The organism is Serratia sp. CY37869, assembly GCF_052168895.1.
Classification (GTDB): Bacteria; Pseudomonadota; Gammaproteobacteria; order Enterobacterales; family Enterobacteriaceae; genus Serratia; species Serratia ureilytica.
The window spans coordinates 503,772-529,260 of sequence record NZ_JBJNLU010000002.1; the positions used below are offsets into that span (position 1 = coordinate 503,772).

The following is a 25,489-nucleotide window of genomic DNA, read 5'->3' on the forward strand; positions in this document are numbered from 1 at the left end:
GCTGGGAAATGCGACAGGATTTTGCCGGTAATCCACGTTTAAATTGCGGGCTTTCTTTGCTTGAAGCCTGAATGGCCAAGAGGAAAAGGTATGTTTAAAAGAAACTGGACGCTTTTACGCTACAGGCGAAAGCTTTTTGAAGCTATTCAATCTGTCGGGATTGTGATGGCGATAGTTACCGGGCTGGTGTTGCTGACAGGCATTTCTTTTATTGCAATTGAAAAATGGCTTAGCCTTTTCTGATGGTTTTTCAGATAGATATTTTGGGATGAAATTATTATGTCTATTCCATGTTTAAAGTTCATGGTGATGGTCTATGTCAGCGTATTGATTTTGTTGGGTGGCTATATTTATCACTATGATATGAACTATTTCTCGCTGACGTTTCCATATTCTCTTGTGATTGGGGTTGTGCTGTTTGCTTTATTGGGCGTCGGCGGCGCGCTCCTTTTTTTGCGAAAAGCGTGGGGGATGACCCCCGCGTGTTTTTTCTTTGCGCTGGGCGCGGTGATATTGCTGCTGCCCCTTTTTTATTCTCGTGCCGAGTGGGGCGTGCTTACCGTGGGGCGAATGGCCTGCCTGTTTGGCAGTTGGATTATTTACTTTATCCTATTGCAATATCGGGTCATGCAACACGTGCGTATTGCGTTTATCTATACGCTGGTATTAGCCGCAGCCGTGGGAGGCATTTGGCTTTTTTCCTCCCCGGCCGAGGCGGCGGCAGGCTATGCCGGCAGCGGGGGGCGTTGGCCGGATGCCGCGAGCAGTTTATTGGCGAGCGGATTATTGGCGGGATGGGGTCTGACGGTGTTGCCTCGGTTCCGCATGTTGCGCCGAGATAACGAGCGATGGCGTATTTTACTCTTGCTGCCGCTCTTGATCGGTTTATCCGCCGCGCTGGGCTGGGGGGCATCGCAGACCGTTTGTCTCAGCGTGCTATTGGGTGCCGCGCTGTTGACCGTGATGTTTGTGCGCAGATACCCGCTGCATTGCGTGCTCGCGCTGCTGATGACGGCATTGGGATTCTGCCTGGCGATATTGGCGGATGAATTGAACGCCGGCGTTCGTTTGTCGAATGCCGCGCCGTGCTGCGATACGCTGCTTGACTCGCTGGCGCTGGTGGTAGAGCGGCCCTGGTTGGGATGGGGCTATGGCCGATTCGAGCATGGCTTTGAGCATTTACAGGCCCATGCGCTGCCCGCGGTGGCGCGGGCAGGCGCAGCGCGGCAACCCTATAATGAGCTCCTGCTGTGGTGGATAGAAGGCGGCGTCGTTGCGTTGGCGGGCATGCTGTGCCTGCTGGCGGGCGTGGCGGCGCTGGTGCGCCAAACATGGCGACGGGAGCGCATCGCCGCCCGCTTGCACAGCCCGGCCGCCGGGGAAGAGGCCGCGTTGGCGACGAGCGGCATTCCCTTGCTGCTGTGCGCGCAGTTTTCCTACCCGTTCGGGCTGTCGCTCATCCAATGGGCGGTTTTGACGCTGCTGCTCGTTACGTTGGATGGGCGCAGCAGGCTCAATGCCGGCCGGTTTTGCCGGTTTGTTTTCGCGCGGAGGGAAACGGCGTGAACACGGTCATCAATATCGCCTTCCTGGATATCGACCGCTTTTTTGTCGCCGGGGCGTATCGGGCGTTGAGCGACTATTTTAGTGAACGTGGCATCGAGGCGCGCTGCAGCGAGCCGATGAATGCCGACCTTGTGTTCCAGGCGATCGCCAAAGGCGACATGGCGCGTTTTTGCCATCCTCCCCATGCTCCTCACGCCCTTTATCTCGCCGTTTACGATCTCAGAGAAGCCCGCATTCGCGCCATTTCGGGGTGCCTGAGGGAAGCGGGCAGGGTGTACCGCAATGAAGGCGTCGCAAAGCTGTTGCACACGGTAGCGCGGGTGATAAAAGGCCGAACCGGCGGCGCCTGCGGTTTTTCTTGTTGCGCCTGGTGCCAGCCGTTGCCATTGACGCCGCAGGAAAAACAAGTGATGCGTTACCTGAGTTGGGAAATGACGCCGACCGCCATTGCCCGTCGGCTTCGGGTCAGCATCAAGACGGTGAGCACGCATAAACGGGCGGTGATGAGAAAGATGCATTTTCAGCGCGATGCGGAGCTTTACCGCTGGTTGCGTCTGGGGGGATTCGGTCAGGGAAATGGCGATAGCCACGTCGTCTGAGCGATGGCATGGCAGGTCCGGGCCTGGCGGCCCGGAGCGACTTACCAAAACAGCGGCGTGGTGCTTTCGGCAAGAAACGCCAGCAGCGTTTCATTGACCGCCGCCGGATTTTCCTTGTTGCTGATATGCCCGGCGTTGGGGATCAGCACATGTCGGCAGCCGAGAAGATCCGCCATGCGCTGGCCTTCCGCCGGCGGGCGCGGCTTATCCTGCGCGCCGGTGATGACGATGCTGGCGGCGGTGATGTGTTCCAGCAGCGCCAGCTTGTCGGGGCGGCCGAAGATCATCCGGCCCAGCGGCACGATGCTTTCGCGCAGGCGCTCGGCGGGCAGGCTTTGCAGATGGGCCAGCAACGGCTGCGACAGCGCAGCGGGCACTTCGTCGGAATAGAACTGCGCGGCGATATATTCCAGCAGCGGCGACGTGATGGCGCCGGCCTGTTCCACGGCGGCCAGCATGCCCATATAGCGCTGCCGCGCCTCTGGAGTTTCGTCGCCCAGGTAGCTGTCCAGCAGCGCCAGCACTTTCACCCGCTCCGGCGCCAGCGCCGCCAGTTCGGCGCCCCACATGCCGCCGACGGACAGGCCGACGATGCCGAACTCTTCAATATCCAAATGATCCATCAGCGCCAAATGATCGGCGGCGATATCCGACAGGCTGTTTCGCCCGGGTGGCAGCGCCGGTGAATCGCCGTGGCCCCAGAGATCCGGTACGATCAGGCGGTAGCGTTTAGCCAGCGCTTCGAACTGCGGTGCCCACATATTCAGATCGAACAGATAGCTGTGGCCCAGCAGCAATGGAAAGCCTGAACCTACGTCGAGATAATGCAGGGATTTGCCCATCGTTGGCATCTTATCGGTTCCTTATATAAAAAGAGTCCCGGCTGCTTATATCACACTCATATTCAACCCACGGTATTAATTTACCTTAAATTACTCAGGTGGAGGCTTATTTTTAATTATCCATTGCTAACAAGACGTCAATAAAAGGTGACATTAAGGATAATATTCTGGTCGATGCCGGAGCCTTGGTTTATGCTGGCGCTCCTTTCGGTATGGAATAGATAAACAGGGAGTCGCGATGAAAAGACTTTTCAGACTATTAATTATTTTGCTTGTCATTTTGCTGCTGGCGGCGGTGCTGTGGTGGTTCTTCGGGCGTGGCAATCCGAATGCGCTGTGGCAGATAGTCAGCCAACAGTGCGTGCCCAATCAGCAGCAGAACCACGATCCTGCACCCTGCTTAAAGGTGGATTTAACCGAAGGATATGTCCTGTTTAAGGACAGCAAGGGCCCTTACCACGATCTGGTGATGCCGACCGAAAAGGTCAGCGGCATCGAGAGCCCGATATTGCAAGCGGATCGAACGCCGCCTTATTTCGCCCAGGCCTGGAATAACCGCGAACATATATCCAGCGAGCTGGGTAAACCGTTAAAAGACGCATGGGTTTCTCTGGCGGTCAATTCGAAATATGGCCGCTCTCAAAATCAGTTGCATATTCACGTTGCCTGCTTGCGCCAGGATGTCTATAACGCGCTGGGGGAACAGGCTGAGCAATTAGATCAACAGTGGCGGCCGCTGGCGGTGAAATTGGTCGGCCATCAATATCTGGCCAGAAAATTGGCGGGCACCGATTTAACCCAGGAAGATCCTTTCCGCTTGTTGCAAAACTACGTGGTCGAGCAGGGCGACAGCATCGGCAATTACGGCCTGGCGCTGGCGGTCAGCCCGCAGGGCGAGATGCTGCTGTTGGCAAACCGTTTGAAGTTGACCGATCTCAACCTGGGGTCGGCCGGTGAAATTCAGGACTACCGGTGCGAGGTCGCGGGGAACTGAGTTTTTCTTATCGCTCCCCGTCGTTGGGGAGCGTACGCCGTGCGATACAAACTAACCAAATGTATTAACTCGCTTTTATTTTATTCTCCCTCCTCTGCTTGATCCTGTTCTCATGTTTGATCTACTATTTGTTTGTACAAGCAAATAAATAATCGAGAGTAACCCGACATGTCACAACCACGCAAACTTCCTGCTGCACTGGGCATCCATCTGGATGTGACCAATCGCCTGTGGCGCACGGCGATGGACCAGTCGGTGAAAATGACCAATCTGACGCGCCCGCATTGGCTGGCGCTGAGTGCGATTGCCGATCTGGGGGATGGCTGCACGTTGAAAGACGTTTCGCAGCATTTGAACGCCGAAGTCTCGACGATGTCGCGCGCGCTGCTGTTTCTGGAAAAAAATCGGCTTATCGCTCGCGATGCTCTGTCCGAAGATAAGCGCGCCAAAGGGGTGAGAATGACCGAGGCCGGGCAGGAGATGCTGGCGCAGTTGGATCATTCCAGCCAGCAAGCGCGGCAAAAACTGCTCAACGGCATTTCGGCCAACGATCTGGAGGCTTTTTACCGCGTATTGTTTGGCATCAAGCATAACGCGATAGCGATGCTCGAACAGGAAAATCTGTTGCCGGACGAGTTTGCTCTTCTGGCGGAGGAGCGAGCGGGGGCGATGAAGCCGGAAGGTGAAGCGTGAACGGCCGCTGGCGGAGAGCACAACAGCTGTGCGTTATCGCGTTGGGGATCTTCTCCTGCTCGGTCTTCGCCAGCCAGAATGACCAACAGGTCATCGCACGGGGAAAATATCTGGCTACCGCCGCAGATTGCGCGGCTTGTCACCGCGGCAGCAATCAACAGGACGCCCCCTATGTCGGCGGTTATGCCATCGCGTCGCCGATGGGCGACATCATCGCCAGCAATATCACGCCCGCCAAAGGAACCGGCATTGGCGACTACAGTGAACAAGAGTTTCGCCGCGCGTTAACGCAGGGCATTCGGCGGGACGGCCAACCCTTGTATCCCGCCATGCCTTATACCGCTTATCGGGGGCTGAGTGATGACGATCTGCACGCGCTGTATCGCTATTTTATGGCCGGTGTCGCACCGGTCGATCGTGCGGTGCCTGAGACCCAACTGACGTTCCCTTTTTCCTGGCGTTATGCGATCCACGGCTGGAACTGGCTGTTTCTGAAAAAGACGCCCGTCGATGCAGACGAGAGGAAGGCGCGTGGCCGCTATCTGGTGGATGTGTTGGGGCATTGCTCGGCGTGTCACAGCCCACGTAACGGGATGATGGCGGAACGCGGCGATCGCTATCTGGCAGGAGGAGAAGCCGGCGGTTGGATCGCACCGAATATCACCTCGGATCCCGTGAGCGGCATCGGCGGCTGGAGCCAGAAAGAATTGGTGCAGTATCTGCGTACCGGCCGCAATGACAAAGCTCAGGCTGCCGGCGGCATGGCGGAGGCGGTGGAGCATAGCCTGCGTTTCCTGAGTGACGACGACCTCGGCGCCATCGCCGATTGGCTTAAACAAACGCCGCCGATCGTCACCGTACAAGGAACGAAAGCGGCCTATCAATATCAGGGGGGCGGTAAAGGCCGTGCCGCCGGACAGGCGCTGTATGCCGTTTCCTGCGCCAGCTGCCATCGTCTGGGCGGCGAGGGGGCTTATGACGGCCATTTCCCTTCTTTGACGCACAACACCACCGTAGGCAGCGAACGGGCCAATAACCTGATCATGGTGATGCTGTATGGCGTGCAGCGTCAGGGGGAGACGCTGCAGACCTGGATGCCGGGGTTCGCCGATAGTCTGGATGACCGGCAACTGGCTGAATTGGGCAATTACGTATTGCAGCAATTCGGCAATCCGGCGGTCAGGATAACGCCGGAGCAAGTGGCTCTGCAGCGGGCGGGCGGTGAAAAACCGCTGTTGATTACGTCATTGCCTTATGTGTTCTGGGGCGGCGTATTGCTGGTATTGATCGTCATTGGGGCGTGGGTGAAACGTCGGGTGAAGCACTGATCCAAGAGAGGATGGCATGAAGTTCAATCTGAACGGCCAGGCGGTCGAATTTAACGGCGAGCCGGATACGCCGCTGCTGTGGGTGATCCGAGAACATTTTAAATTAACCGGCACCAAGTTCGGCTGCGGTATCGGCGCCTGTGGCGCTTGTACGGTACATGTCGACGGTAAGGCTGTGCGTTCATGCTGTTATCCGCTGCAATTGGTGCGCGATCGGCAGGTGACCACCATCGAAGGGCTGTCCATCGATCGCCGTCATCCGGTGCAGCAGGCCTGGATTGCGGAGGACGTGCCGCAGTGCGGCTACTGCCAATCAGGCATGATCATGGCGGTCAGCGCGCTGCTGGCGGAACACCCGAGGCCGGACGATCGGCAGATAGATACGGGCCTGACCAATCTGTGCCGCTGCGCCACTTACCACCGGATCCGTGCGGCGGTGCACCGCGCCGCCGACAAGGGAGAACCCTGAGTATGGCGATCACCCGCAGAACCTTGATAAAAGGCAGCGCGTTGGCAGTGGCCGCCATGTTGCTGCCGATATCGACGCGCAGCCTGGCGGCCGTGGTTTCACAAGACGTGGCGCCACCGGACAATCAGCATGAATTGAACGATTGGATCTGGATCGACCGCGACGGCCGCATCGTCATCGGCGTGTCGCAATGTGAGGTTGGACAGGGGATTTATACCGGCCTGGCCGAAGTGGTGGCGGCGGAGATGGATGCCGATTGGGCGCAGGTGACGGTGAAATTCGTCACCGGCCGTGACGCTTACCGTCAGGTTGCCGGGGGCGAGGCTTTCGCGCAGTTTGTCGCCGCCTCAACCTCCATGACCAAATTTTATCAGCGTGCCCGGCTGGCCGGCGCACAGGCGAGAGATTTCTTTCTGCGGGCCGGCGCAAAACATTTCGCGCTTTCACCATCGCAGTGCCGCACGGAGAAAGGCTGGGTGCTTGAGAAAGGCGGGAAGCGCAAGGTCGCCTATGGCGATTTGGTGCGCTATGCCGCCGAACTGCCGTTGGATCCGCAGCCTGCTTTAAAGAGTGAGGCGCAAGAGCGAGAGAGTGTCATTGGCAAGCCGCTGTTGCGGGTCGATACGCCGGAGAAAGTGGACGGCAGTGCGATTTACGGTATCGATATCGACTTGCCGGAGATGCTGATCGGCGTCCCCTGGATGGTGCCCGATCTCAGCGGAAAGCTGGTCGCCGTACGTAATGAACGGCAGATTCGGGCCATGCCGGGCGTGGTGGATCTGGTGCTGACCCGACAGTGGTCGATGAACAACATGGTTGGATTGGATCACGATATGTCGCTCAATACGGTGATCGTGGTGGCGGCGAGCTACTGGCAGGCCAAAAAAGCGGCGGATTTGCTGGAGGTCGACTGGCTGCCGGGCGCAGGAAAAGCGCTGACCGGCAGCGTGATTGCGGCGGAGAATCTGACGATGCTGGATGGCGATACGCTGGTGTCGGCGGTCGATCGCGGCGAGGCGTCGGCGTTGATTCGTGGCGCTGAATCAGGTTCGCGCTTGCATGAGGCGCGTTACAGCGCACCTTATGTGGCGCACGCCACCCTGGAGCCTTGCAATGCCACCAGCCATTACGGCGAGGGCCGTATCGAAACCTGGGGCCCTTTCCAGGGGCAGGACATGGTGCGCAACGTTCTGGCGAAAATGTTCGGGCTGAAGCCGACGGATGTGGTGGTGAATACGACCTATCTGGGGGGGAGCTTTGGGCGCAAATATCTGCCGGATGCCGTGATGCATGCTACCGCCGCCTCCCGGGCGGTGGGGAAACCGGTCAAAGTGGTCTATCCGCGCGAGATCGACATGCGGCATGAATACTATCGTCCGGCCTGCATCAGCCATTATCGGGCGCTGTTGGATGAAAACGGCTACCCGCAGGCGCTGTGGGCGCGCTATGCCGGGCAGTCGCTCTTCTGGCAAATGCGGCGCGAAACGGTCAACGAGGCCGGGGGATGGGATGAAAGTATGGTGGAGTGCGTTTACAGCACGCCGTATCGCATCCCTCATCTGAAGGTGGAGGCCGGCATCGTCGAACAGCCGATCTCCCTGAGCTATCTTCGCGGTGTCGGCAGCGTCGCCAGTCTGTTCTTTTTGGAAAGCTTTATCAGCGAACTCAGCCATAAGGCCAACCGGGACGAGTATTCGTATCGGCGGCATCTGTTGCAGGACAGCCCGGAAGCGTTGCGCGTCCTGGACGCCACCGCCACGGCGGCCGGTTGGCAGCATGAACCGCCGTCGGGCGTTTCTCGCGGTATGGCGTGCAATATTTGGGTCGGCCGCAATAATGCTTTCACCACCTACGTCGGTTTGGTGGTTGAAATCGCCATTCAGGAGGGGCGACTACGGGTGCTGCGCGCGGTATGTGCGATTGACTGTGGCAAGGTGATAAACCCGAACCTGGTGCGCGCCAACGTAGAGGGCGGCATCGGCTTTGCGCTGACCACCTGTCTGCACAGCGAGCTGCATTTTGAACGGGGCGGCGTGGTGGAAGGGAATTTCGATCGCTATCCGCTGCTCGCGATCGCCGAAATGCCCAAGGTGGAGGTCGTGATACTCGACAGCGCGCGTGCGCCGCAGGGATGCGGGGAAGTGTCGACTGCGGTGGTCGCCCCGGCGATGGCCAGCGCGCTGCATAAGGCCACCGGCAAAACCTATCGTACTATGCCGTTCCCACGCGAGTTCTCGTCGGTGTAACGGCCCGCCGGCTCGATCAGCCGGCGGCTGCCGTGCGGTCAGAGCTTTTTCAGCAGCGCTAGCAGTTGCGCTTCGCTTTTCTCCGCCAATCCGTCGATCGCCAGTTTGATGATGTCGGAGCGGGTGATACGCACGATGCCGTTGCGCGCCGCCTGCACGATCACTTCATCGATAGCCTCAATGTGGTTGTCCGTCAGGCTGACGGAAATCGCCTTATAAGTACGCTTGCGGCCGGCCGGCTTGGCTTCCGGCGCGGGAGCCGCAACCGGCAACGTATGCGAGGTGGCGCTGTTGATGAATTCGTCTTCCGACATGCGGTGGGTGGGGGTGCGTTTCTTCACAGGATCACCTCTTTCACCAGGCATTCAATTTCGGTCTGCGCCTTTTCATTGTTCGCTTCGTGCACGGTGATGGCTTCACCCCAGGCGTCGCGGTAAATCTTGCGGTCGCACAGGCGATTGCTCACCAGGGTGAACTCCGGGTATTCACTCAGCACCTGCGCCGCTTCGTTGGCTTCATTAATGAAGATATTGGTCGGGCACATGTTCAATACGATGTAGCCTTTGACCTTCTCGTTGTATTCCTGCGCGGTGGAGAACATCTCCGACAGATAGCCGATGGTGTCGAGATCCATCTGCGAAGGGCGCAGCGGCGAGAGGAACAGATCGGCGGCCAGCAGGCCGGAGCGCAGTTCGGCGCTGTCGCGGCCGGCGGTATCGACGATCACGTAGTCGTAATGGCGATCGAGCTCCAGCAGCGTTTCCTTGATTTTACCCGACGCGGCCACCACCGGAATGTGCGGCAGCCCCTCGACGTTCTGACGGTCGTTGTACCAGGTCATGATCGATTTCTGGTCGTCGGCATCGACGATGATCGCCGACTTGCCTTGCTTAAGAATCAGATACCCGGCGATATTCACTGCTTTCGTCGATTTGCCGACGCCGCCTTTTTGCGAGCCAATCAGAACAATCATGCTGCCATCTCTCAAGTTATTAAGCAGGTAACTTATTAAGTTAATGTGCTTATTAGGTTGATAATCAAACAGGTTAACAAGAACAACTCGCGAACAATATGCACCAACTGCGGCGGCTTGCCAAGCCAGTATGTTGTTAACTGCGCAGCTTATTTTGCGGTGAATGGACCGGATGGGTAAGTAGGAATTCTCTGGGAAGTGGCGGAACGGAAGAGTCTTTTGTTAATTTAACAGCTTAATAAGTTAGTGGCTCATTAAGCTGTCGATGGCGTTACTTCTTCATCATCGCCTTCAGGTTGGCGAACGGGTTGTGGGTGGCGACGCCGATATCTTTTTGCGCATCTTCACCGGCCACCACCGTCGAACCGTATTGATCGGCCTCGGTGTATTTCGAGTGTTCGTGGTCGTGGCAATACAGACACAACATTTCCCAGTTGCTGCCGTCTTCCGGGTTGTTGCTGTGATCGTGATCGATGTGGTGCACCGTCAGCTCGCGCAGGTTGGAATAAACGAATTCGCGCGAGCAGCGCCCGCATACCCAGGGGAACAGTTTCAGCGCTTTTTCGCGGTAGCCGGTTTCCAGCTTCGCATAGTTTTTGGGGATATAGGCCATGGTGGTCGTCCGTCGGAAATCAATATGCGGCCAATAATACCACAGTGCGTGCGGCTACAACGTGCGGCTCATCTTGCCGCTGTCAAACGTCTCCACCGCCCAGTCGATGAACGCCCGCAGCTTGCCGCTGAGGTGGCGATTGGACGGGTAGACCACGTACATCTGCTCCGGCGGCGGCTGCCAGTCGTGCAGCAGGCTGACCAGTTCGCCGCGCTCGAGGTGCGGCTGCGCCATAAACCGATAGATCTGGATGATGCCCAAGCCGGCCAGGCTCGCCGCCAGCAGCGCGTTGCCTTCATTGATGCTGACCGGGTAGCGCTGTTGGATGGCGATCTCTTTGCCGCGCTCGACATAGCGTTGCGGATGGATGCGGTCGTTGACCGGATGGCGGTAGTGCACCATCGGAAAACCCTGTTCCAGATCGCACGGATGGCGCGGGGTGCCGTGGCGCGCCAGATAGGCCGGGGTGGCGCAGCTGACCCAGTCCAGATCGAACAGACGCCGGGCGATCAGGCTGGAATCGGCCAACGGACCGCTGCGGATCACGCAGTCAGCGCTGTCGCTGATCAAATCGATAACGCGATCGCCGATGCTGAGATCGATCTGGATTTGCGGGTAGCGTTCCAAAAAGCCGGGCAGCGCCGGCAACAGCAGTTGGCGGGCGGTGCCGCTGCCGGTATCGATGCGCAGCACGCCCTGCGGAGAATTCTGCGACTCGGTCAGACAGCCCTCCATCTGCTCCAAATCCGCCAGCCATTTCACCGTATTCTGGTAATAGCATTCGCCTTCGCGGGTGACCGACACGCTGCGGGTGGTGCGCTGGAACAGTTTGGTCTGCAGGTGATCCTCCAGATTTTGGATCAGCTTGGTGACCGTCGCTTTCGGCATGCCCAGCGAATCGGCGGCGCGGGTAAAGCCGCCGGTTTCCACGACGCGGTTAAAGACCCGGATAGCGAGCAAATGATGGTCCATAGGTTCTCAACGCCATGCCCCGGCGGTGGCCGGGGCATGTTTCTGCAGATAGATAATGATTAACACTGTTTAGCGCCAATCGCGCCGGAGCGCAAGCTGAGGCCAAATACCAGCGTGGCGGAGAGGATCAGCGCGCCGCCAAACAGCATGGCGCTGCTGACGCCCTGCCAGTCCACCACCTCGCCGCCCAGCAGTGCGCCGGAGGCCAGCGCGATCTGGATGACGCACACCAACAGCGCCTGACCGGCTTCCGGCGCCTGCGGCACGGCGGCGAACATCCAGTTGGTGGCGCAGACCGGCACGGCGCCAAAGGCCAGCCCCCATACCAGCACCATCAGCGTGGCGCCGGCGAGGCCGCTGAGCAGCGGCGAAACGATCAAAATGCCCGCCAGCATGGCGGCGATCAGTATGAAGGTGGCGCGCAGGCTGTGTTCCGCCAGACGCTCGCCGAGAAAGGTGCCCAGCAGGCCGATGGCGCCATAGGCCAACAGCTGCAGCGAGATCGCCGATGGGCTGAGCACGAACACCTGCTGCAGCAGGGGCCGCAGATAGGTATAGGCGGCGAAGTGGCCGATGAACAACAGCACGATGGCGATCAGGCCGATGCGCGCCATCGGCAGGCGCAGCGGCAGCACCAGATCGCGCGGCGTGACCGGTCGGGAAGGCGGTACCGACGTGAGCAAACGCAGCTGCGCCAACAGTACGCCGACTGCCAGCGCCGCACCGCCGAAGAAGGCGGCGCGCCAGCCGAACAGATCGCCGATCAGGGCCCCGGCCGGCACGCCGCATACCGCGCCGACCGAGATGCCGCTGAGGATCAGCGCAGTGGCGCGGCCCTGGCTGGCTTCCGGCACCAGATGGCGGCCGTAGTTGGCGGCGAACGACCAGAAGCCGCCGACGCAGATGCCCAGCAGCACGCGGCCCAGCAGCATCATCGGGAAGTTGATGGCCAGCGCCGCCACCAGGTTGGACACCATCAGCAGCAACGACAGCCCCAGCATCAGCAGGCGTCTGTCCAGCCGGCCGGAAGCCAGACTCAATACCGGCGCGGCCACCGCCGCCACGATGCCGGGCATGGTCACCATCAGCCCGGCGGTGCCGGTGCTGACGCCGAGCGAAGGGGCGATGTTGGTCAGCAGGCCGATCGGCAAAAACTCGGTGGTGACCATGACAAAACAGGCGACCGTCAGCGAGAAGATCGCCGGCCACGGGGATGATGCAGGGTTATCTTTATTATTCAGCATAATGCCGCTCTTCTCAGGTGAATGCGCAGGCCGCGCTCGGGGCGCGGCGTGATCAAAGTCACAATCTACGGCAGGCTGAAGGCGCAGATAAATCCATCTGCGGTGGTTACACTGTTTCTGAGGGGGAACAATGACGGCAGCGAGTTAAAACGCGGCTTGCGCCGCGCCGAGGGGAAAGGAATAAAACGGTATAAGGTTATGACCGGGCCGCGCGCGGCGCTAGAGCCCAGGCGCTTTCCACAATGAGGTGGTCAGGCCGCTATCCACCAGCGTCAGCTGATCGGCGTAAATCCGCCGCCAGTTTTCTTTCTGTTCCTGATACCGCGCATGGTTGGTGAGATCCGGCTGATGCTCGCGCTCCCAGCGCACCAGCTGCTCGCCGGTTTCGGCCAGCGACGCGTAAAGCCCGGCGCCGACCCCGGCGGCGATCGCGCAGCCCAGCGCGGTGGCTTCTTTCACCACCGGCACCCGCACCGTCAGGCCGGTGACGTCGCTGAGGATCTGGCTCCACAGTTTGCCCTTCGCACCGCCGCCGGCGAACACCAGCGAGCGGGCCTGCACGCCGGAGAAGGCGGCGATCTGCTCCAGATTACAGGCTGAGACGATGGCGGCATTCTCCTCCAGCGCGCGGAACAACGTCTGTTTGTTGCAGCGTTCAGGATCGATAGACATGTTGATGAATGACGGCGCCGCGTGATACCAGGTTTTGAAATGCATGGCGTCGGAAAAGATCGGCATCACGCCGTAGGCGCCCGGCGGCACCCTGGCCGCCATCTCTTCCAGCAGGCTGTAAGCGTCGATCCCCAGTCGCTCCGCCAGCAGTTTCTCTTCGGCGCAGAAAGCGTCGCGGAACCAGCGCATGGTCAGGCCGGTAAAGAAGCTGATGGATTCCGCCTGCGCCATGCCGGGAATGACATGAGGGTTAATGCGGATGTTCATTTCCGGATCGATGGCCGGTTCCGGCAGGTTGACGATTTGCTGCCAGAAGGTGCCGCCGAGCACCGCCGTCTGCCCGGCGCGCACGATGCCGAGGCCCAGGCTGCCGAGCTGCACGTCGCCGCCGCCCATCACCACCGGGGTGCCGCGCAGCAGCCCGCTCTCCTGGGCCGCCTGCTCGGTGACGCGCCCCAGCACGACGCCGGTCTCTTTCACCGGCGACAGAATATCGGCGCGCAGCCCGGCCATATCGAGCAGCGCCGGCCGCCAGTCGCGGCTGGTCAGATCCAGCATGCCGGTAGTGCCGGCGTTGGAAGGATCGACCGCCAGCTCGCCGCTCAGCATGTAGGCCAGCCAGTCGCTGATCATGGTCAGCGTCGCCGCCTGGCGATAGATGTCCGGCCGGTGGTGCGCCAGCCACAGCAGGCGCGGCATGGCGCTCAGCGCCAGCGTCTGGCCGGAGTACTGGTAGACCTCACGTTCGAAGCCGTGGTTGTGCAACTCTTTCAGTTCGCTGACTTCATGGCTGGCGCGCGCATCGACATTGGCGCAGGCCCAGATCGGCACGCCGTTGCGATCGTACAGAACGATGCCTTCACGCATCGAGCAGCAGGCTACCGCACGGATCGCCTGCGCGCTCAGCCCCGCGCGCTGCAACGCCTGGCGGATGCACTGGCAGGCCAACTGCCAGTTGCGGTTGAGATCGAATTCCATCGAGCCGGGCACGCCCGGCACCGCGAGGTGTTGCCACTCGGCCTGGCCGTGCGCGATCTGATTGCCCGCCAGATCGAAGATCACCGCGCGAATGCTGCCTGTTCCTGCGTCCAGCGCCATCAAGTAGTTATCCATAGCCTATGCTCTCAGGGGGAGGAATAGTAACTATAGATGCCGCCGTCTTCCCTCGCCGGGGGCGGGGTGGGCATCGCCGGTGCGATTTGTGAGCCAGGCGGCAAAATTGCCGTTGCGGCAGGGCAATCGACGGGAATAAACCTATGGTTGGAAAGCGCCATGCTGCGGCGCGCCGTTTAAACAAGGAGCTGTCATGCACGTCACATTGGTAGAGATCAACGTTAAACAGGATAAGATCGACGAATTTATCGACGTTTTCCGCGCCAATCATCTGGGGGCGATCGAAGAGCCGGGCAACCTGCGTTTCGACGTGCTGCAGGATGAGCATATTCCGACGCGGTTTTACATCTACGAAGCCTATCGCGACGAGCAGGCGGTGGCGGCGCACAAGCAGACCCCACACTATCTGCAGTGCGTGGAGAAGCTGGAAGCGCTGATGACCGGCCCGCGCAAGAAAACCACCTTCATTGGCCTGATGCCGGAATAAACGCCGGCGTTTGCCGGTGTCCATGCGCCCGGTTTGGTTGTAACCTGCAAGGCAAAGCGAATTTTCAATGGGATAAGCGGGGCGAGGATGACATTGCGCGATCGGCTGTTGGCGCTGTTGGTGGTGGTGATCTGGGGCGTGAATTTCGTGGTAATCAAGTTCGGCCTGCAGGGGATGCCGCCGTTCCTGTTGGCCGGGATGCGTTTTTTACTGGTGGCGTTGCCGGCGATCTTCTTTATCCCGCGCCCGACCATCCCGTGGAAATGGCTGTTGCTCTACGGCATGACCATGAGTTTCGCGCAGTTTGCCTTTCTGTTTGTCGCCATCAAGGTGGGCATGCCGGCGGGGCTGGCCTCGCTGGTGTTGCAGGCGCAGGTGTTCTTCACCCTGCTGTTGGGTGTCGTGCTGATGGGCGAAAAGCTGCGCGTCAATCATTTCGTCGGCATCGCCATCGCCAGCGGCGGCATGCTGGCGCTGGCGCAGGCCAGCCTGCATAAGCCGGGCAGCGGCGCGGTCCCCCTGGCGGGCCTGTTGCTGACCCTGGCGGCGGCGTTCTCCTGGGCGCTGGGCAACCTGACCAACAAGAAGATCCTGGCCGGTTTCCCGCAGCGCAATATTTTGTCGCTGGTGGTGTGGAGCGCGCCGATCCCGGTACTGCCGTTCCTGATTTGCAGCTGGCTGTTCGACGGCCCGCAGGCGGTGCTGGCCAGCCTGAGCCATGTGCAGGTCGGCACCTGGCTGGCGGTTGCCTATCTGGCGTTCGCCGCCACGCTGTTCGGTTATTCGGTGTGGGGCAGCCTGCTGGGGCGCTACGAAACCTGGCGCGTCGCGCCGCTGACGCTGCTGGTGCCGCTGGTCGGGCTGTTCGCCGCCTGGCTGCTGCTGGACGAAGCGCTGTCGCCGGCGCAGTTCGGCGGCGCGTTGCTGGTGCTGGCCGGCATGGCGGTCAATACCTTCGGGTTGCCGCGCCGACGGGCCGTCGCGGTGCGCTAAACCTAACAGGGCAATTCTGTTCAATACGTTGTCGGCGCGGCCCGGCATTCTGGCGCCTGTGAATTTTTCCTCAGGTGCCCTCATGAATAATATCTACCTTTCCATGGCCGCATTTGCGCTGGCGGCCTCCATCACGCCCGGCCCGGTCAACATCGTCGCATTGAGCGCCGGGGCGCAGTTCGGCTTTGGCGCGACCCAGCGTCACGTGTTCGGCGCCACGCTGGGGTTTACCCTGTTGCTGGTGCTGTTGGGTTTGGGCATGCACCAACTGCTGATCCTGTGGCCGGCGTTGACCCGCTTGATCCAATGGGCCGGCGTGGCCTTCCTGCTGTTTATGGCCTACCGGCTGGCGTTTGACGACGGTAGGCTGGGCAACGGCGAGGCGCAGGCGCCTTCCTGTTGGTACGGCGCGCTGATGCAATGGCTGAACCCCAAGGCGTGGCTGGCGTCGGTGGCCAGTCTCGGGGCGTTTGTCGGCGACGGTGACATCCGGTTGCTGTGGCAGTTCGCCGGGCTCTACTTCGTGATTTGCTATGCTTCGGTGGCCTGCTGGGCTTACGTTGGCGCGATGTTGCGCGGCCTGCTCAGGCAGGCGCGCAACGTACAACGCTTCAATCGCGCGATGGCGGCGTTGCTGGCGGCCAGCGCCTGCTATCTGTTGGCGGAGGGTTTTTGATACTGGCCGGGTGTCGCGGCCAGCAGCTGTTTGAAGGTGCGCTGGAAGTGCGCCTGATCGGCAAAGCCGCTTTCGCTGGCGGCTGCGGCGATCGGCAGGCCGCTTTTCAATAGCCGATGGCCGTGCTGCACGCGGCGATTGACCAGATAGGCGTGCGGCGTCATGCCGTAGCGCTGGCGGAAGGCGCGGATCAGGTAGGAGGGCGAGAGCGCGGCGGCGTGGCAAATGTCTTCCAGCGTCAGCGACTGAGTGCAGTGCGCGTCGATAAACGCCGCCGCCGCTTCCAGTCGGGGGTGCGGCGGCGTCTCCGGCTGGCGGCCGCTGCCCAGCGCGAGCTGCAGGGCGCTGAAATACTCCACCAGGGCGATCTGTTTTTCCAGCGCGCCGCACTGCGCGTTCGTCAGCAGCGCGTACAGTTGGTTCAGCCCGTTGAACAGCGCCGGATCGCGGCTGAGCGGCCGGCTGAAGGGGACAAAGCGGTCGCCGTCGCCGCCCATCATTTCCTGCTGCAGCGCGCCGAGCCAGGCGAGATCGAGATAGAACATGATGTATGACCAACGGCGGTCGGCGATCGGGTTGCAGGCATGCGCCTGCTGCGGATTGATGATCACCACATCGCCGGCGCCGACCTGCATGCGCCGCTCGCCGTTGACATAGGTGCTGACGCCGCCGGTGATGGCGCCGATGGAAAAGAATTCGTGGCTGTGCAGGCTGTAGCACACTTTGCGGCCATCATTGATGGCGCGCGCTTCGACAAAAGGCAACTGCGGGTCGCGCCAGAACTGGGGCGTTTTTTCACTCATGCGCTTTCCTTTTCACTGCGGCGGCATCACAGTGTTATAGCCTGAAAGCGACGAAAAGGGGAATGGCGGATGATGATTTTTAACGTGTTCGGCCGCCTGGTAGGCGTGAAGCGTATCGGGGACGAATGGCGGCTGTTCCGCGTGACGCTGCCGGAGCGCAAATATGCCCCCAGCTACGATATCGTGTTGCCGGCGGATCTGCGCGAAGAGGAGATCGCCGGCTATCTGGGGGATATCTATCACGAAGCCGCGACCCCGCAGCGGCCGGACGTGTTTCGCGTCGAGTAGCGCGGGCGTTACTCTTCCGCGTTGCGCGCCATGAGGCGGCGCTGATGTTCCTCGCTGGCGGCCTGGATCTCTTCCAGCACCGAGCCGACGTCGGCGCGCTTCTGAATTTCGCTGAATCGGCCGCTGAGGACGCTGTCCGGCGTCAGCGTGCCTTCCTGATACAGCGCCCAGATCTCTTTGGCATATTGGCTGTCGCGCAGCTCCGGCGCAAATTGGCCGTAATATTCCGCCAGATTGTCGATATCGCGCTCGAACATGCTTTTGGCGTGGTTGTTGGCGGCGGCGTCCACCACCTGCGGCAGATCGATGATCACCGGCCCGTCTTTATCCATCAGCACGTTGAATTCCGACAGATCGCCGTGCACCAAGCCGGCGCACAGCATGCGCACCGCGTAGTTCATCATCAGAGCATGATCGGCGCGCGCCTGTTCCGGCGTCAGGATGACATCGCTCAGACGCGGCGCCACCAGGCCTTCCTCGTCGGTGATCAGCTCCATCAGCAGCACGCCGTCCAGGCAGATGTCCGGCTGCGGCACCCGCACCCCGGCCCTGGCCAGCAGATACAGCGCGTCCACTTCGGTGTTCTGCCAGGCTTCTTCCTGTTGCTGACGGCCGAATTTGGAGCCTTTGCTCATGGCGCGCGCGTCGCGGCTGTTGCGCACCTTGCGCCCTTCCTGGTAGTGCACGGCCTGCTTGAAGTTGCGCTTCTCGGCTTCTTTGTACACTTTGGCGCAGCGGATCTCATCGCCGCAGCGCACGATAAACACGTCGGCTTCTTTGCCGCTTTTCAAACGGCGGATGACTTCGTCGATTAATCCGTCATCCACCAGCGGCTGGAGTCGTTTTGGAATTTTCATGCAGCCTTGTACCCTATTTAGGCTCCGGTGTGAATGGCTTGCGCAGTTGATAGCGTAAGTTAGACCCGAAAGGCAAACATTAGTTTTGCCGCCGCGGCATCATTGCGCGGCGGCGGGCGTTCACAGGCTGCCTGTCGGCACCCAGACGCTGACGCTGCCGGCGTTGACCGGGAAATGGGCGCTGCCCTGGTCGTCGGTGGTGATTTCCTCCTGGCGGTTACCGAGGAAATCGCGCCAGGCGGTGCGCGCCAGATCGGCGCCGAGCGCGACCGTCTTGCCGCTTTCGCCGCCGTTGGTCAACACCACCACGCAGCCGGGGGCGTCGGCGGTGCCGGCGCGGCTGAAGGCCACGCAGTGGCTGTCGTCGAAGTAGTCGGTTTGCGGGCCGTTGGCGAAGCGCTGGCGGGCGGCAATCAGCTTCTCCAGCTCTGGGATCGCCGGCATGTCAATCTGGTACTCGCCGCCGTCACGCCCTTTATCGCGGTAACTGGCGCCATAAAGGTCGGGGTAAAACACGCAGGGCACGCCCTGTTCGCGCAGCAGGATCAGCGCGTAGGCCAGCGGTTTGAACCAGGGTTCCACCGGCGCCTCCAGCGATTGCAGCGGCTGGGTATCGTGGTTGGCGACCAGCGTCACCGCGTGGGCCGGATCGGCGGCGGTCAGGGTATCGGTGAAGATCTGCGCCATGTCGAAGCCGTCGCCCTGTTTTGACGCCTGATGAAACTTCAGGTGCAGCGCCACGTCGAACAGCATCACTTTGCCGTCCACCAACTCGATGTATTGTTGCAGCGCGCTGAGATCGTGCGACCAGTATTCGGCGACGATAAACAGATCGCGCTGCGCGCTGTCGCGCACGTGATCCGCCCACTCTTTGAAGAACCAGGCGGGAATGTGTTTGGCGGCGTCGAGGCGGAAGCCGTCGCACGGCAGCGTGTCCAGCAGCCAGCGCGCCCAGTATTTGAGCTCCTCCGTCACGGCGGTATTGCGGAACTCCACGTCGGCGCCCATCAGGTAGTCGTAGTTGCCTTTCTCGTCGTCGACCTGATCGTTCCAGCCGTCGTCGCCGTAGTCGTTGGCGATTTTAAACACCCCTTTATCGTCCGGCTGCTCAACGTAATCGACGCCGCTGAAGCATTTGTAATCCCAGATAAACTCGGAATGCGCGCCCTGGCGGCCGGGGAAGGTAAAGCGGGTATAGGCCAGCGCGTCGAAGCCCTGGTCGTCAATGTCGTTGCGGTTGTTGGCGTCCACCTTGAACACGTGCACCCGTTCTTTCTCGTCCGCGCCGAGCTTGTGGTTGAACACCACGTCGTAGAGCACCCCCACGCCGTGTTCGCGCAGCGCAGTGGCGGCGTGTTCGAGCGCCGCCTTGTCGCCGTATTTGGTGGCCACGCTGCCTTTCTGGTCAAACTCGCCCAGATCGAACAGATCGTAGGTGTCGTAACCGACGGAGTAACCGCCGGAAGCGCCTTTGTAGGCGGGCGGCAGCCACAGATCGGTAATGCCCAGTTCGGCGAGGTGCGGGGCGCGTTCGGCGGCCTCCTGCCACAGTTTGCCGCCGTCGGGGTAGTACCAGTGGAAGAATTGCAGCAGGGTGGTTTTTTTCGTCATGAGCCAGCGTCCCGGTTAGCCAGAAGGAAAGGAGCAGTTAAAGCATGGGCTACTTTTGGCAAAAGGGACAAGTTTGGCATAGGCGGCCCGAGAAGGCCGCCCGAGAGACTGCTTAACGCTGGCTGGCGTAATGAGGCGAGCGCGGGCCATAAAGAATGGCGCCGTTCTGACCTGTTGCCGACAGGAGGCGAGTGTTGGCGATGGCACCAATGTCGAACCCTTTGTCGCTGATGGTATCCGCGATTTGTGAAATCGCGGCGCTGATCACCATGCCCAGCAGGCCACCGGAATTGTTGTTGCCTTCGTTGCTGGATGCGGTGGCGGTGCCGGCCCACAGCTGTTTGCCGTTGCGCAGGTCAACCAGGCGAGCGGCTACGGTAACGCGAGTTTCGCTGCTGATCACCATGTAGCTGGTACCGTATTGCGTGACATCCAGGTACAGCACGGTGTCGGCGCCGAAAATCTGGTGCAGTTTTTTCGGACTGACGGCGCGGATGTCGTTGGCGTTGGTTAGACCGTTTTGCAGGAAGGTTTCCTCCACTACAGCGACCGGCAGCACATAGTAACCGGCCTCGGCCAGCGGTAAGGTTGCACTGGCGAGCACGCTGTGGCTGGCTTTGACATCCGGCGACTGATTAACCGGCGGCAAGACCAGGATCGACTTCGGCTTGCTCTCATGGAATGCCGCATAGTCATAAGGCGTTTGCTTGGCACAGCCGCTCAGCAACAGGATGGCGGTAACGCTGAGGAAAGTGAGTACACGCTTCATTTAAAGCTCCCCTTATCCTTGGCCATCAGGAAATTCATAAACGGTGCCGATTCCGGGAACAGCGTTTTTTCCGTGTTGAATTCACTCATGGCTTGTCCGTCGTTGCCGGTTTTGCTGTACAGCAGCCCCAGTTGCGCATGCAGCCCCGGCGGTACGGCTTTATCCTTGGCGCGGGATTTCTCGACGATCTCTTTCAGCGTAGCGATCTGCTGCTCAGGGCTTTGCCCATCCTGCTGGTAGTATTGATAAAGAGAAGTTTGGTAGCCATCCCAATTGTAAAGCGTTTTCGGCGCGGCGCAGCCGGCCAACAGGGTCGCTGCAAACAGCGCCCCGCCCATTTTTTTAGTTATCATCTTTCTGCTTCTAGTCCGTTAGTTAGCAGGGCGCCATGCGCCGTTTTCGAGACCGGTAACCAGGTTATTGACGGCTTCACGCACGGCCAGATCCAGCACCTTGCCGTTAAGGGTGGAGTCGTAGCTGGCGGTGCCCCCGAAACCGATGATTTCGCGATTGGACAGTTCGTATTCACCGGCGCCCTGAGAGGAATAGACGACTTCTGAGGTCTGTACGTTCACGACGTTCAGATTAACTTTGGCGTAAGCGACCTGTGATTTACCACGGCCCAAAATGCCCCACAGCTGATGATCGCCGACTTCTTTGCGGCCGAATTCAGTGACATCGCCGGTAATCACATAGTTGGCGCCTTTCAGCGTTTGTGCTTTCCCTTTAATGCCGGCTTCAGTTTTCAACTCTTCCATGTTGGCGCGATCCAGCACGTTGAAACGGCCAGTCTGCTGCAAATGCGTGATCAGGATAGTCTTGGACTGATTGCCCAGCCGATCGACGCCATCGGAGAAGATGCCATTCATGTAGCTGGAGCGGTTGTCGAATTTACCGACGGCGATAGGGCTGCGTGGGCCCTGATAAGTGGTGTTGTAGGAAGCCACTTTCGGCACTTCCAAAGAGCGGGAGGATTCGGTCGCGCAGCCCGCCAGCAAAGTGACGGAAAGGGCGACGGAACAGACGGCGAGTGATTTTTTCATTGGCATGCGATCTCTCCATGAGCATAAAACGGCGCGGGAGCAACCCGCGCCCGATGTTTCCATAACGAGCGTTGTCGCCGTTATGGAAGCGCCGCGATCCTGCCATGAATATGTAACAAATTACAACAAGATATCGGCATTAATGCCGCTATTAACATTGTTGTAACCTATTGTAATGCAATGGATTGATATCGATTTTTTCTCTTATCCGCAGATTTTTTCACGATTGTATGTTTTTTAACTGGTTTATTGTTTTATCAACATTAAATTAATGAATTTTTATTCTGATTTTTTTGAATTAATCAGTTTACTGTATTGGGTAATGTAACGTTTTGCATCAGCTCCTCTGTTATACCGGGGTTCATGGCGGTTTGATGATCCGTTAAGGTAGTGAGAATTAGGTAACACTATCAACTAAATCTCATTTTTTATCGGTAGCTAATTGGGGATATCAATTGTGAACATCAGGGATTTCAGAGCATTGGCGCGCAATTTGGTCAGAGAATTCGGCATGTTGAACAAGCAGAGCAACGGCTCGCGCTTTTCGCCGCTGCAGATCCATCTGATGATCGAAGTCAGCGAGCAGCCGCTGGGCGTCACCGAGCTGGCGGCCCGGCTGTGCATCGACAAGGCCAGCGCCAGCCGGGCGCTGCGCAGCCTGGTGGCCGCCGGCGTGATAGAAACGGTGGATCATCCGGATGACAGGCGGCACAACCTGCATCGGCTGAGTAAACAGGGCGGCAAGGCGCTGGCCGGCATCGAGAGCGACGCCGACGGTTTTATGCAGGCGGCGCTGGCGCAGTTGGATGACGATGAGCTGGCGAGCACCACTGCGGCGATGAAAAAGATGACCGCGGCGCTGCGGAGCGCACGCAAACAGCGCGACGCCAATCTGCGGGTGCGGCCGATCGCCGAGCGCGACGATGCGGCGATGGCGGCGATCATTCGCGAGGTGTTTCGCGAGTACGGCATGGACAAGATGGAAGGCGTCAGCCTGCACGATCCCGATCTCGATCGGCTGACCGGCCTGTATCGCGACAACGGCGGCCGCTACTGGGTGCTGGAGCGGGACGGGCAGGTGGTGGGGGGCGTCGGCATGGCGCCGCTGGCCGGCGAAGAGCCCGGCTATTGCGAGCTGCAGAAACTGTTCTTCAAACCCGGCGCGCGCGGGTTGGGCATGGCGCGCTATATGGTGGTGCAGGCGCTGAAGGCGGCCCGGGCGGCAGGGTATCGCTATTGCTATCTGGAAACCACCGAACAATTGAAAGAGGCGATCGGGTTGTATTACGCGCTGGGTTTCACGCTGCTGACGGAACGGCGCGGCAATACCGGCCACCACGGCTGCAATGTGTGCATGCTGAAAAATCTGCAGAACGACGATATGTGAGCGGTTTCAAGGTTAACGCCCGCGCCTTGTGTCACCCTGTTAACCGTTTGATAACAATCACAACGTTTTATCAGGGAGGAGAATTATGTTGGGGGATCCCATGGCGCTGTCTGCGCTGGTCACGCTGGTGGTCATCGCGCTATGGGCCAGCGCCCGTTTGCCGGAGTATTTGGTCGCGTTGCTGTTCTTTGCGGCGGTGATGGTATTGCAGCTGGCACCCGCCGCGGTGACCTTTTCCGGTTTCGCGTCTTCCGCATTCTGGCTGGTGCTCAGCGGTTTCGTGTTGGGCACCGCCATCCGCAGCACCGGCTTGGCGGATCGCCTGGCCAACCGACTCTTGCCGCATCTGGCCGGTTCCTGGCCGCGCCTGGTGGGCGGCGTGGTGGCGATAAGCTACGCGTTGGCGTTTGTCATGCCCTCCAACATGGGGCGGATTACGCTGCTGATGCCGATCGTCATGGCGTTGGCCGAGCGCGCCGGTCTGACTGAAGGTTCGCGCGGCCGCATCGGTTTGGCGCTGGCGGTGGGGTTCGGCACCTTCCAGCTTTCCGCCAGCATCCTGCCGGCCAACGTGCCTAACCTGGTGATGAGCGGTGCGGCGGAAAGCGCCTACGGCAGCCACTTCGCTTATCTCTCTTATCTGCTGTTGCACGCTCCGGTGCTCGGGTTGGCCAAAGGCGCGCTGCTGACGCTGTGCATCTGCGTCCTGTTCCGTGCCCGGCCGCAGCCAGTGGCGGCCGAGGCGGGGCAAACGCCGCTCAGCGCCGCCGAGTGGCGGCTGATCGCGCTGTTGGGCATTACGGTGCTGCTGTGGATGACCGACAGCTGGCACGGCATCGCCCCGGCCTGGATAGGGTTGGCGGCGGCCTGCTTCTGCCTGTTGCCGCGCATCGGTTTTCTCAACGGCGAGCAGTTCGCCGCCGGGGTCAACGTGCGCACCTGTATTTACGTGGCGGGGATCCTGGGGCTGACCGCATTGGTCAGCCACTCGGGGCTCGGCGATCGGTTGGGCGGCGCGCTGCTGGCGATGATGCCGGATCTGCACGGCAAGCCGTTTACCGCATTCGGTTCACTGGTGGGGATCACCGCGCTGTTGAATTTCGTGGTGACCGCCAACGGCGTGCCGGCGCTGTTTACCCCGCTGGCGCAGGCGTTGTCCGCAGGCAGCGGCTTGCCGCTGCTGACGGTGCTGATGACCCAGGTGATCGGTTACGCCACGCCGCTGTTGCCGTATCAGGCCTCGCCGATCGTGGTGGCGATGGGGATGGGCAAAGTGCCGGCGCGCGAAGGGCTAAAGCTGTGCCTGCTGTTGGCCGCGCTCAGCTTCGCACTGCTGGTGCCGTTGGACTATCTGTGGTTCAGGCTGCTGGGGTGGATCCCGTAAACAGCCCCGCGCCGCCGGCAAAGCAGTCTTCGTCCAGCGTCAGGGTGGCGATTTTATGCACCGGTCCGCGCATGCTGACCTGAAAATCGCCGCTGAAGGCGATCTGCAGTTCGCCGCCCGGCATCCGCACACTAACCCGCTCGCCGACTCGTCCCAACTTGCGCATCACGCTGGCGGCGGCGCAGCTGCTGCTGCCGGAGGCGAGGGTAAAGCCGGCGCCGCGCTCCCAGATGCCGATGCGCAGCGTCTGGCGATCGACCACTTCCACCAGTTGTACATTGGTGCGTTTCGGGAACAGCGGATGGCGCTCAATCTGCGGTCCGAGCCGATGCACCTGCGCCAGATCCAGTTTTTCCACCGGCACCACGCAGTGCGGGTTGCCCATCGACACCAGCGAAACGCTTAACGTCTCCTCCTTCAGGGGCAGCGGATAGTTCAGCGCCTCCGGCAGATCGATCAAGGCCGGCAGCGCCGCCGGGCTGAAATTGGCGCGCCCCATCTCCACGGTTATCTGATGCGCGTCTTCCGCCACCTGGCAACGCACGTCGCCGCCGGCGGTGTGCACCAGAAACGGCTGATGCGCCACGCGCTTGCTGTCGAACAGATACCGCGCGTAGATACGCAAGCCGTTGCCGCTTTTCTCCGCTTCGGAGCCGTCCGGGTTGATGATGCGCAGGGTGGGATTGACGGCGTCGCCGCTGTCGATCAGCAGGCCGTCGGAACCGATGCCGTAATGCGGGTGGCACAGCAGGCGGATTTGTTCCTGGCTCAGGCGATCGGCGACCGAACGGTGGCATACCAGGTAGTCGTTGCCCAGACCGTGATATTTGTGAAACAGCAGGGGAGTCATGACGTTGCTCGGCTCAG

28 protein-coding genes are annotated in these 25,489 nt (G+C 60.3%); 14 read left to right on the top strand and 14 right to left on the bottom strand.

Annotation, left to right across the window (positions count from 1 at the left end; translation table 11 throughout):
* Positions 1-90: 90 nt before the first annotated feature.
* From ACJ8J1_RS12700 to ACJ8J1_RS12710, 3 genes are read left to right on the top strand one after another with little or no spacing between them, the layout of a single operon-like run.
* Positions 91-243 (top strand): hypothetical protein, encoded by a 153-nt coding sequence (locus ACJ8J1_RS12700; RefSeq protein WP_154219866.1) that lies wholly within the window; start codon positions 91-93, stop codon positions 241-243.
* A gap of 36 nt (positions 244-279) precedes the next feature.
* Positions 280-1,566 (top strand): O-antigen ligase family protein, encoded by a 1,287-nt coding sequence (locus ACJ8J1_RS12705; protein ID WP_181006753.1) that lies wholly within the window; start codon positions 280-282, stop codon positions 1,564-1,566.
* Positions 1,563-2,165 carry a helix-turn-helix transcriptional regulator gene (locus ACJ8J1_RS12710; protein ID WP_049866660.1) on the top strand — a complete coding sequence of 201 codons (603 nt, stop codon included), beginning with the start codon at positions 1,563-1,565 and terminating at the stop codon, positions 2,163-2,165. Before ACJ8J1_RS12705 ends, ACJ8J1_RS12710 begins: the two co-directional genes overlap by 4 nt.
* A 41-nt stretch (positions 2,166-2,206) precedes the next feature.
* Here ACJ8J1_RS12710 and ACJ8J1_RS12715 read toward each other — a convergent pair whose 3' ends face one another.
* The gene (locus tag ACJ8J1_RS12715) at positions 2,207-3,007 is read right to left on the bottom strand and encodes an alpha/beta fold hydrolase (RefSeq protein WP_080273373.1); all 801 of its coding nucleotides are present in this window, start codon (positions 3,005-3,007) and stop codon (positions 2,207-2,209) included.
* 238 nt (positions 3,008-3,245) lie between these two features.
* Here ACJ8J1_RS12715 and ACJ8J1_RS12720 point away from each other — a divergent pair, with 238 nt between their 5' ends.
* The 5 genes from ACJ8J1_RS12720 (at position 3,246) to ACJ8J1_RS12740 (ending at position 8,737) form a co-directional block, all read left to right on the top strand.
* Entirely contained in the window at positions 3,246-4,001 is a 756-nt protein-coding gene (locus ACJ8J1_RS12720) for a CDP-diacylglycerol diphosphatase (protein WP_033642291.1), read from the top strand.
* 168 nt (positions 4,002-4,169) lie between these two features.
* The gene (locus ACJ8J1_RS12725) at positions 4,170-4,694 is read left to right on the top strand and encodes a MarR family winged helix-turn-helix transcriptional regulator (RefSeq protein ID WP_080273375.1); all 525 of its coding nucleotides are present in this window, start codon (positions 4,170-4,172) and stop codon (positions 4,692-4,694) included.
* Positions 4,691-6,022, top strand: a complete 1,332-nt coding sequence (locus ACJ8J1_RS12730) for a c-type cytochrome (RefSeq protein WP_089194420.1) — start codon at positions 4,691-4,693, stop codon at positions 6,020-6,022. Before ACJ8J1_RS12725 ends, ACJ8J1_RS12730 begins: the two co-directional genes overlap by 4 nt.
* A 16-nt stretch (positions 6,023-6,038) precedes the next feature.
* Positions 6,039-6,491 carry a (2Fe-2S)-binding protein gene (locus ACJ8J1_RS12735; protein ID WP_033642292.1) on the top strand — a complete coding sequence of 151 codons (453 nt, stop codon included), beginning with the start codon at positions 6,039-6,041 and terminating at the stop codon, positions 6,489-6,491.
* Between the two features lie 2 nt (positions 6,492-6,493).
* The gene (locus ACJ8J1_RS12740; RefSeq protein WP_033642293.1) at positions 6,494-8,737 is read left to right on the top strand and encodes a xanthine dehydrogenase family protein molybdopterin-binding subunit; all 2,244 of its coding nucleotides are present in this window, start codon (positions 6,494-6,496) and stop codon (positions 8,735-8,737) included.
* A 38-nt stretch (positions 8,738-8,775) separates the two neighbouring features.
* Here the strand turns inward: ACJ8J1_RS12740 and ACJ8J1_RS12745 are convergent, their stop codons facing one another.
* The 6 genes from ACJ8J1_RS12745 to lsrK form a co-directional block, all read right to left on the bottom strand.
* Entirely contained in the window at positions 8,776-9,078 is a 303-nt protein-coding gene (locus tag ACJ8J1_RS12745) for a hypothetical protein (protein ID WP_033642294.1), read from the bottom strand.
* Positions 9,075-9,710: an AAA family ATPase gene (locus ACJ8J1_RS12750; protein WP_033642295.1), complete on the bottom strand. Its 636-nt coding sequence runs from the start codon at positions 9,708-9,710 to the stop codon at positions 9,075-9,077. Before ACJ8J1_RS12750 ends, ACJ8J1_RS12745 begins: the two co-directional genes overlap by 4 nt.
* 271 nt (positions 9,711-9,981) lie before the next feature.
* Positions 9,982-10,323, bottom strand: a complete 342-nt coding sequence (yajD, locus tag ACJ8J1_RS12755; RefSeq protein ID WP_004939576.1) for an HNH nuclease YajD — start codon at positions 10,321-10,323, stop codon at positions 9,982-9,984.
* A 54-nt stretch (positions 10,324-10,377) separates the two neighbouring features.
* Positions 10,378-11,295, bottom strand: a complete 918-nt coding sequence (locus ACJ8J1_RS12760) for a LysR family transcriptional regulator (protein ID WP_033642296.1) — start codon at positions 11,293-11,295, stop codon at positions 10,378-10,380.
* 59 nt (positions 11,296-11,354) lie between these two features.
* On the bottom strand, positions 11,355-12,539 hold the full coding sequence (locus ACJ8J1_RS12765) for an MFS transporter (RefSeq protein WP_033642297.1): 1,185 nt from the start codon (positions 12,537-12,539) through the stop codon (positions 11,355-11,357).
* 219 nt (positions 12,540-12,758) lie between these two features.
* On the bottom strand, positions 12,759-14,324 hold the full coding sequence (gene lsrK, locus ACJ8J1_RS12770; protein WP_033642298.1) for an autoinducer-2 kinase: 1,566 nt from the start codon (positions 14,322-14,324) through the stop codon (positions 12,759-12,761).
* 193 nt (positions 14,325-14,517) lie between these two features.
* On the opposite strand from lsrK, the gene lsrG reads away from it, so the two are divergent.
* From lsrG to ACJ8J1_RS12785, 3 genes are all read left to right on the top strand, one after another.
* Positions 14,518-14,811, top strand: coding sequence for a (4S)-4-hydroxy-5-phosphonooxypentane-2,3-dione isomerase (gene lsrG, locus ACJ8J1_RS12775; RefSeq protein ID WP_033642299.1), 294 nt, complete (start codon positions 14,518-14,520; stop codon positions 14,809-14,811).
* Between the two features lie 87 nt (positions 14,812-14,898).
* Complete coding sequence (locus tag ACJ8J1_RS12780; protein WP_033642300.1) at positions 14,899-15,804, top strand: EamA family transporter; 906 nt, start codon at positions 14,899-14,901, stop codon at positions 15,802-15,804.
* An 82-nt stretch (positions 15,805-15,886) separates the two neighbouring features.
* Complete coding sequence (locus tag ACJ8J1_RS12785; RefSeq protein ID WP_033642301.1) at positions 15,887-16,480, top strand: LysE family translocator; 594 nt, start codon at positions 15,887-15,889, stop codon at positions 16,478-16,480.
* On the opposite strand, the gene ACJ8J1_RS12790 is transcribed toward ACJ8J1_RS12785, so the two are convergent.
* Positions 16,456-17,283 carry an AraC family transcriptional regulator gene (locus ACJ8J1_RS12790; RefSeq protein ID WP_033642302.1) on the bottom strand — a complete coding sequence of 276 codons (828 nt, stop codon included), beginning with the start codon at positions 17,281-17,283 and terminating at the stop codon, positions 16,456-16,458. The two genes, ACJ8J1_RS12785 and ACJ8J1_RS12790, sit on opposite strands and share 25 nt — an antisense overlap.
* 69 nt (positions 17,284-17,352) lie before the next feature.
* Between ACJ8J1_RS12790 and ACJ8J1_RS12795 the strand changes: the two genes are divergently transcribed.
* On the top strand, positions 17,353-17,571 hold the full coding sequence (locus ACJ8J1_RS12795; RefSeq protein WP_033642303.1) for a DUF7661 family protein: 219 nt from the start codon (positions 17,353-17,355) through the stop codon (positions 17,569-17,571).
* A gap of 8 nt (positions 17,572-17,579) precedes the next feature.
* Here ACJ8J1_RS12795 and ACJ8J1_RS12800 read toward each other — a convergent pair whose 3' ends face one another.
* The 5 genes from ACJ8J1_RS12800 to ACJ8J1_RS12820 form a co-directional block, all read right to left on the bottom strand.
* Entirely contained in the window at positions 17,580-18,428 is an 849-nt protein-coding gene (locus ACJ8J1_RS12800; protein ID WP_033642304.1) for a PA4780 family RIO1-like protein kinase, read from the bottom strand.
* Between the two features lie 120 nt (positions 18,429-18,548).
* Positions 18,549-20,039: an alpha-amylase gene (gene amyA, locus ACJ8J1_RS12805; RefSeq protein ID WP_033642305.1), complete on the bottom strand. Its 1,491-nt coding sequence runs from the start codon at positions 20,037-20,039 to the stop codon at positions 18,549-18,551.
* A 112-nt stretch (positions 20,040-20,151) separates the two neighbouring features.
* Entirely contained in the window at positions 20,152-20,808 is a 657-nt protein-coding gene (locus ACJ8J1_RS12810; RefSeq protein ID WP_033642306.1) for a DUF799 domain-containing protein, read from the bottom strand.
* Positions 20,805-21,161: a DUF4810 domain-containing protein gene (locus tag ACJ8J1_RS12815; RefSeq protein ID WP_016928606.1), complete on the bottom strand. Its 357-nt coding sequence runs from the start codon at positions 21,159-21,161 to the stop codon at positions 20,805-20,807. Before ACJ8J1_RS12815 ends, ACJ8J1_RS12810 begins: the two co-directional genes overlap by 4 nt.
* Before the next feature lie 18 nt (positions 21,162-21,179).
* Positions 21,180-21,851 carry a CsgG/HfaB family protein gene (locus ACJ8J1_RS12820; RefSeq protein ID WP_033642307.1) on the bottom strand — a complete coding sequence of 224 codons (672 nt, stop codon included), beginning with the start codon at positions 21,849-21,851 and terminating at the stop codon, positions 21,180-21,182.
* Between the two features lie 481 nt (positions 21,852-22,332).
* On the opposite strand from ACJ8J1_RS12820, the gene ACJ8J1_RS12825 reads away from it, so the two are divergent.
* Both ACJ8J1_RS12825 and ACJ8J1_RS12830 read left to right on the top strand, forming a co-directional pair.
* Positions 22,333-23,238, top strand: a complete 906-nt coding sequence (locus ACJ8J1_RS12825) for a bifunctional helix-turn-helix transcriptional regulator/GNAT family N-acetyltransferase (RefSeq protein ID WP_033642308.1) — start codon at positions 22,333-22,335, stop codon at positions 23,236-23,238.
* Between the two features lie 85 nt (positions 23,239-23,323).
* The gene (locus ACJ8J1_RS12830) at positions 23,324-24,622 is read left to right on the top strand and encodes an SLC13 family permease (RefSeq protein WP_033642309.1); all 1,299 of its coding nucleotides are present in this window, start codon (positions 23,324-23,326) and stop codon (positions 24,620-24,622) included.
* Here ACJ8J1_RS12830 and dapF read toward each other — a convergent pair.
* A complete protein-coding gene (gene dapF, locus ACJ8J1_RS12835; RefSeq protein ID WP_033642310.1) occupies positions 24,597-25,472 on the bottom strand; it encodes a diaminopimelate epimerase in 876 nt (291 codons plus the stop codon). The genes ACJ8J1_RS12830 and dapF overlap by 26 nt on opposite strands.
* Positions 25,473-25,489 lie beyond the last annotated feature (17 nt).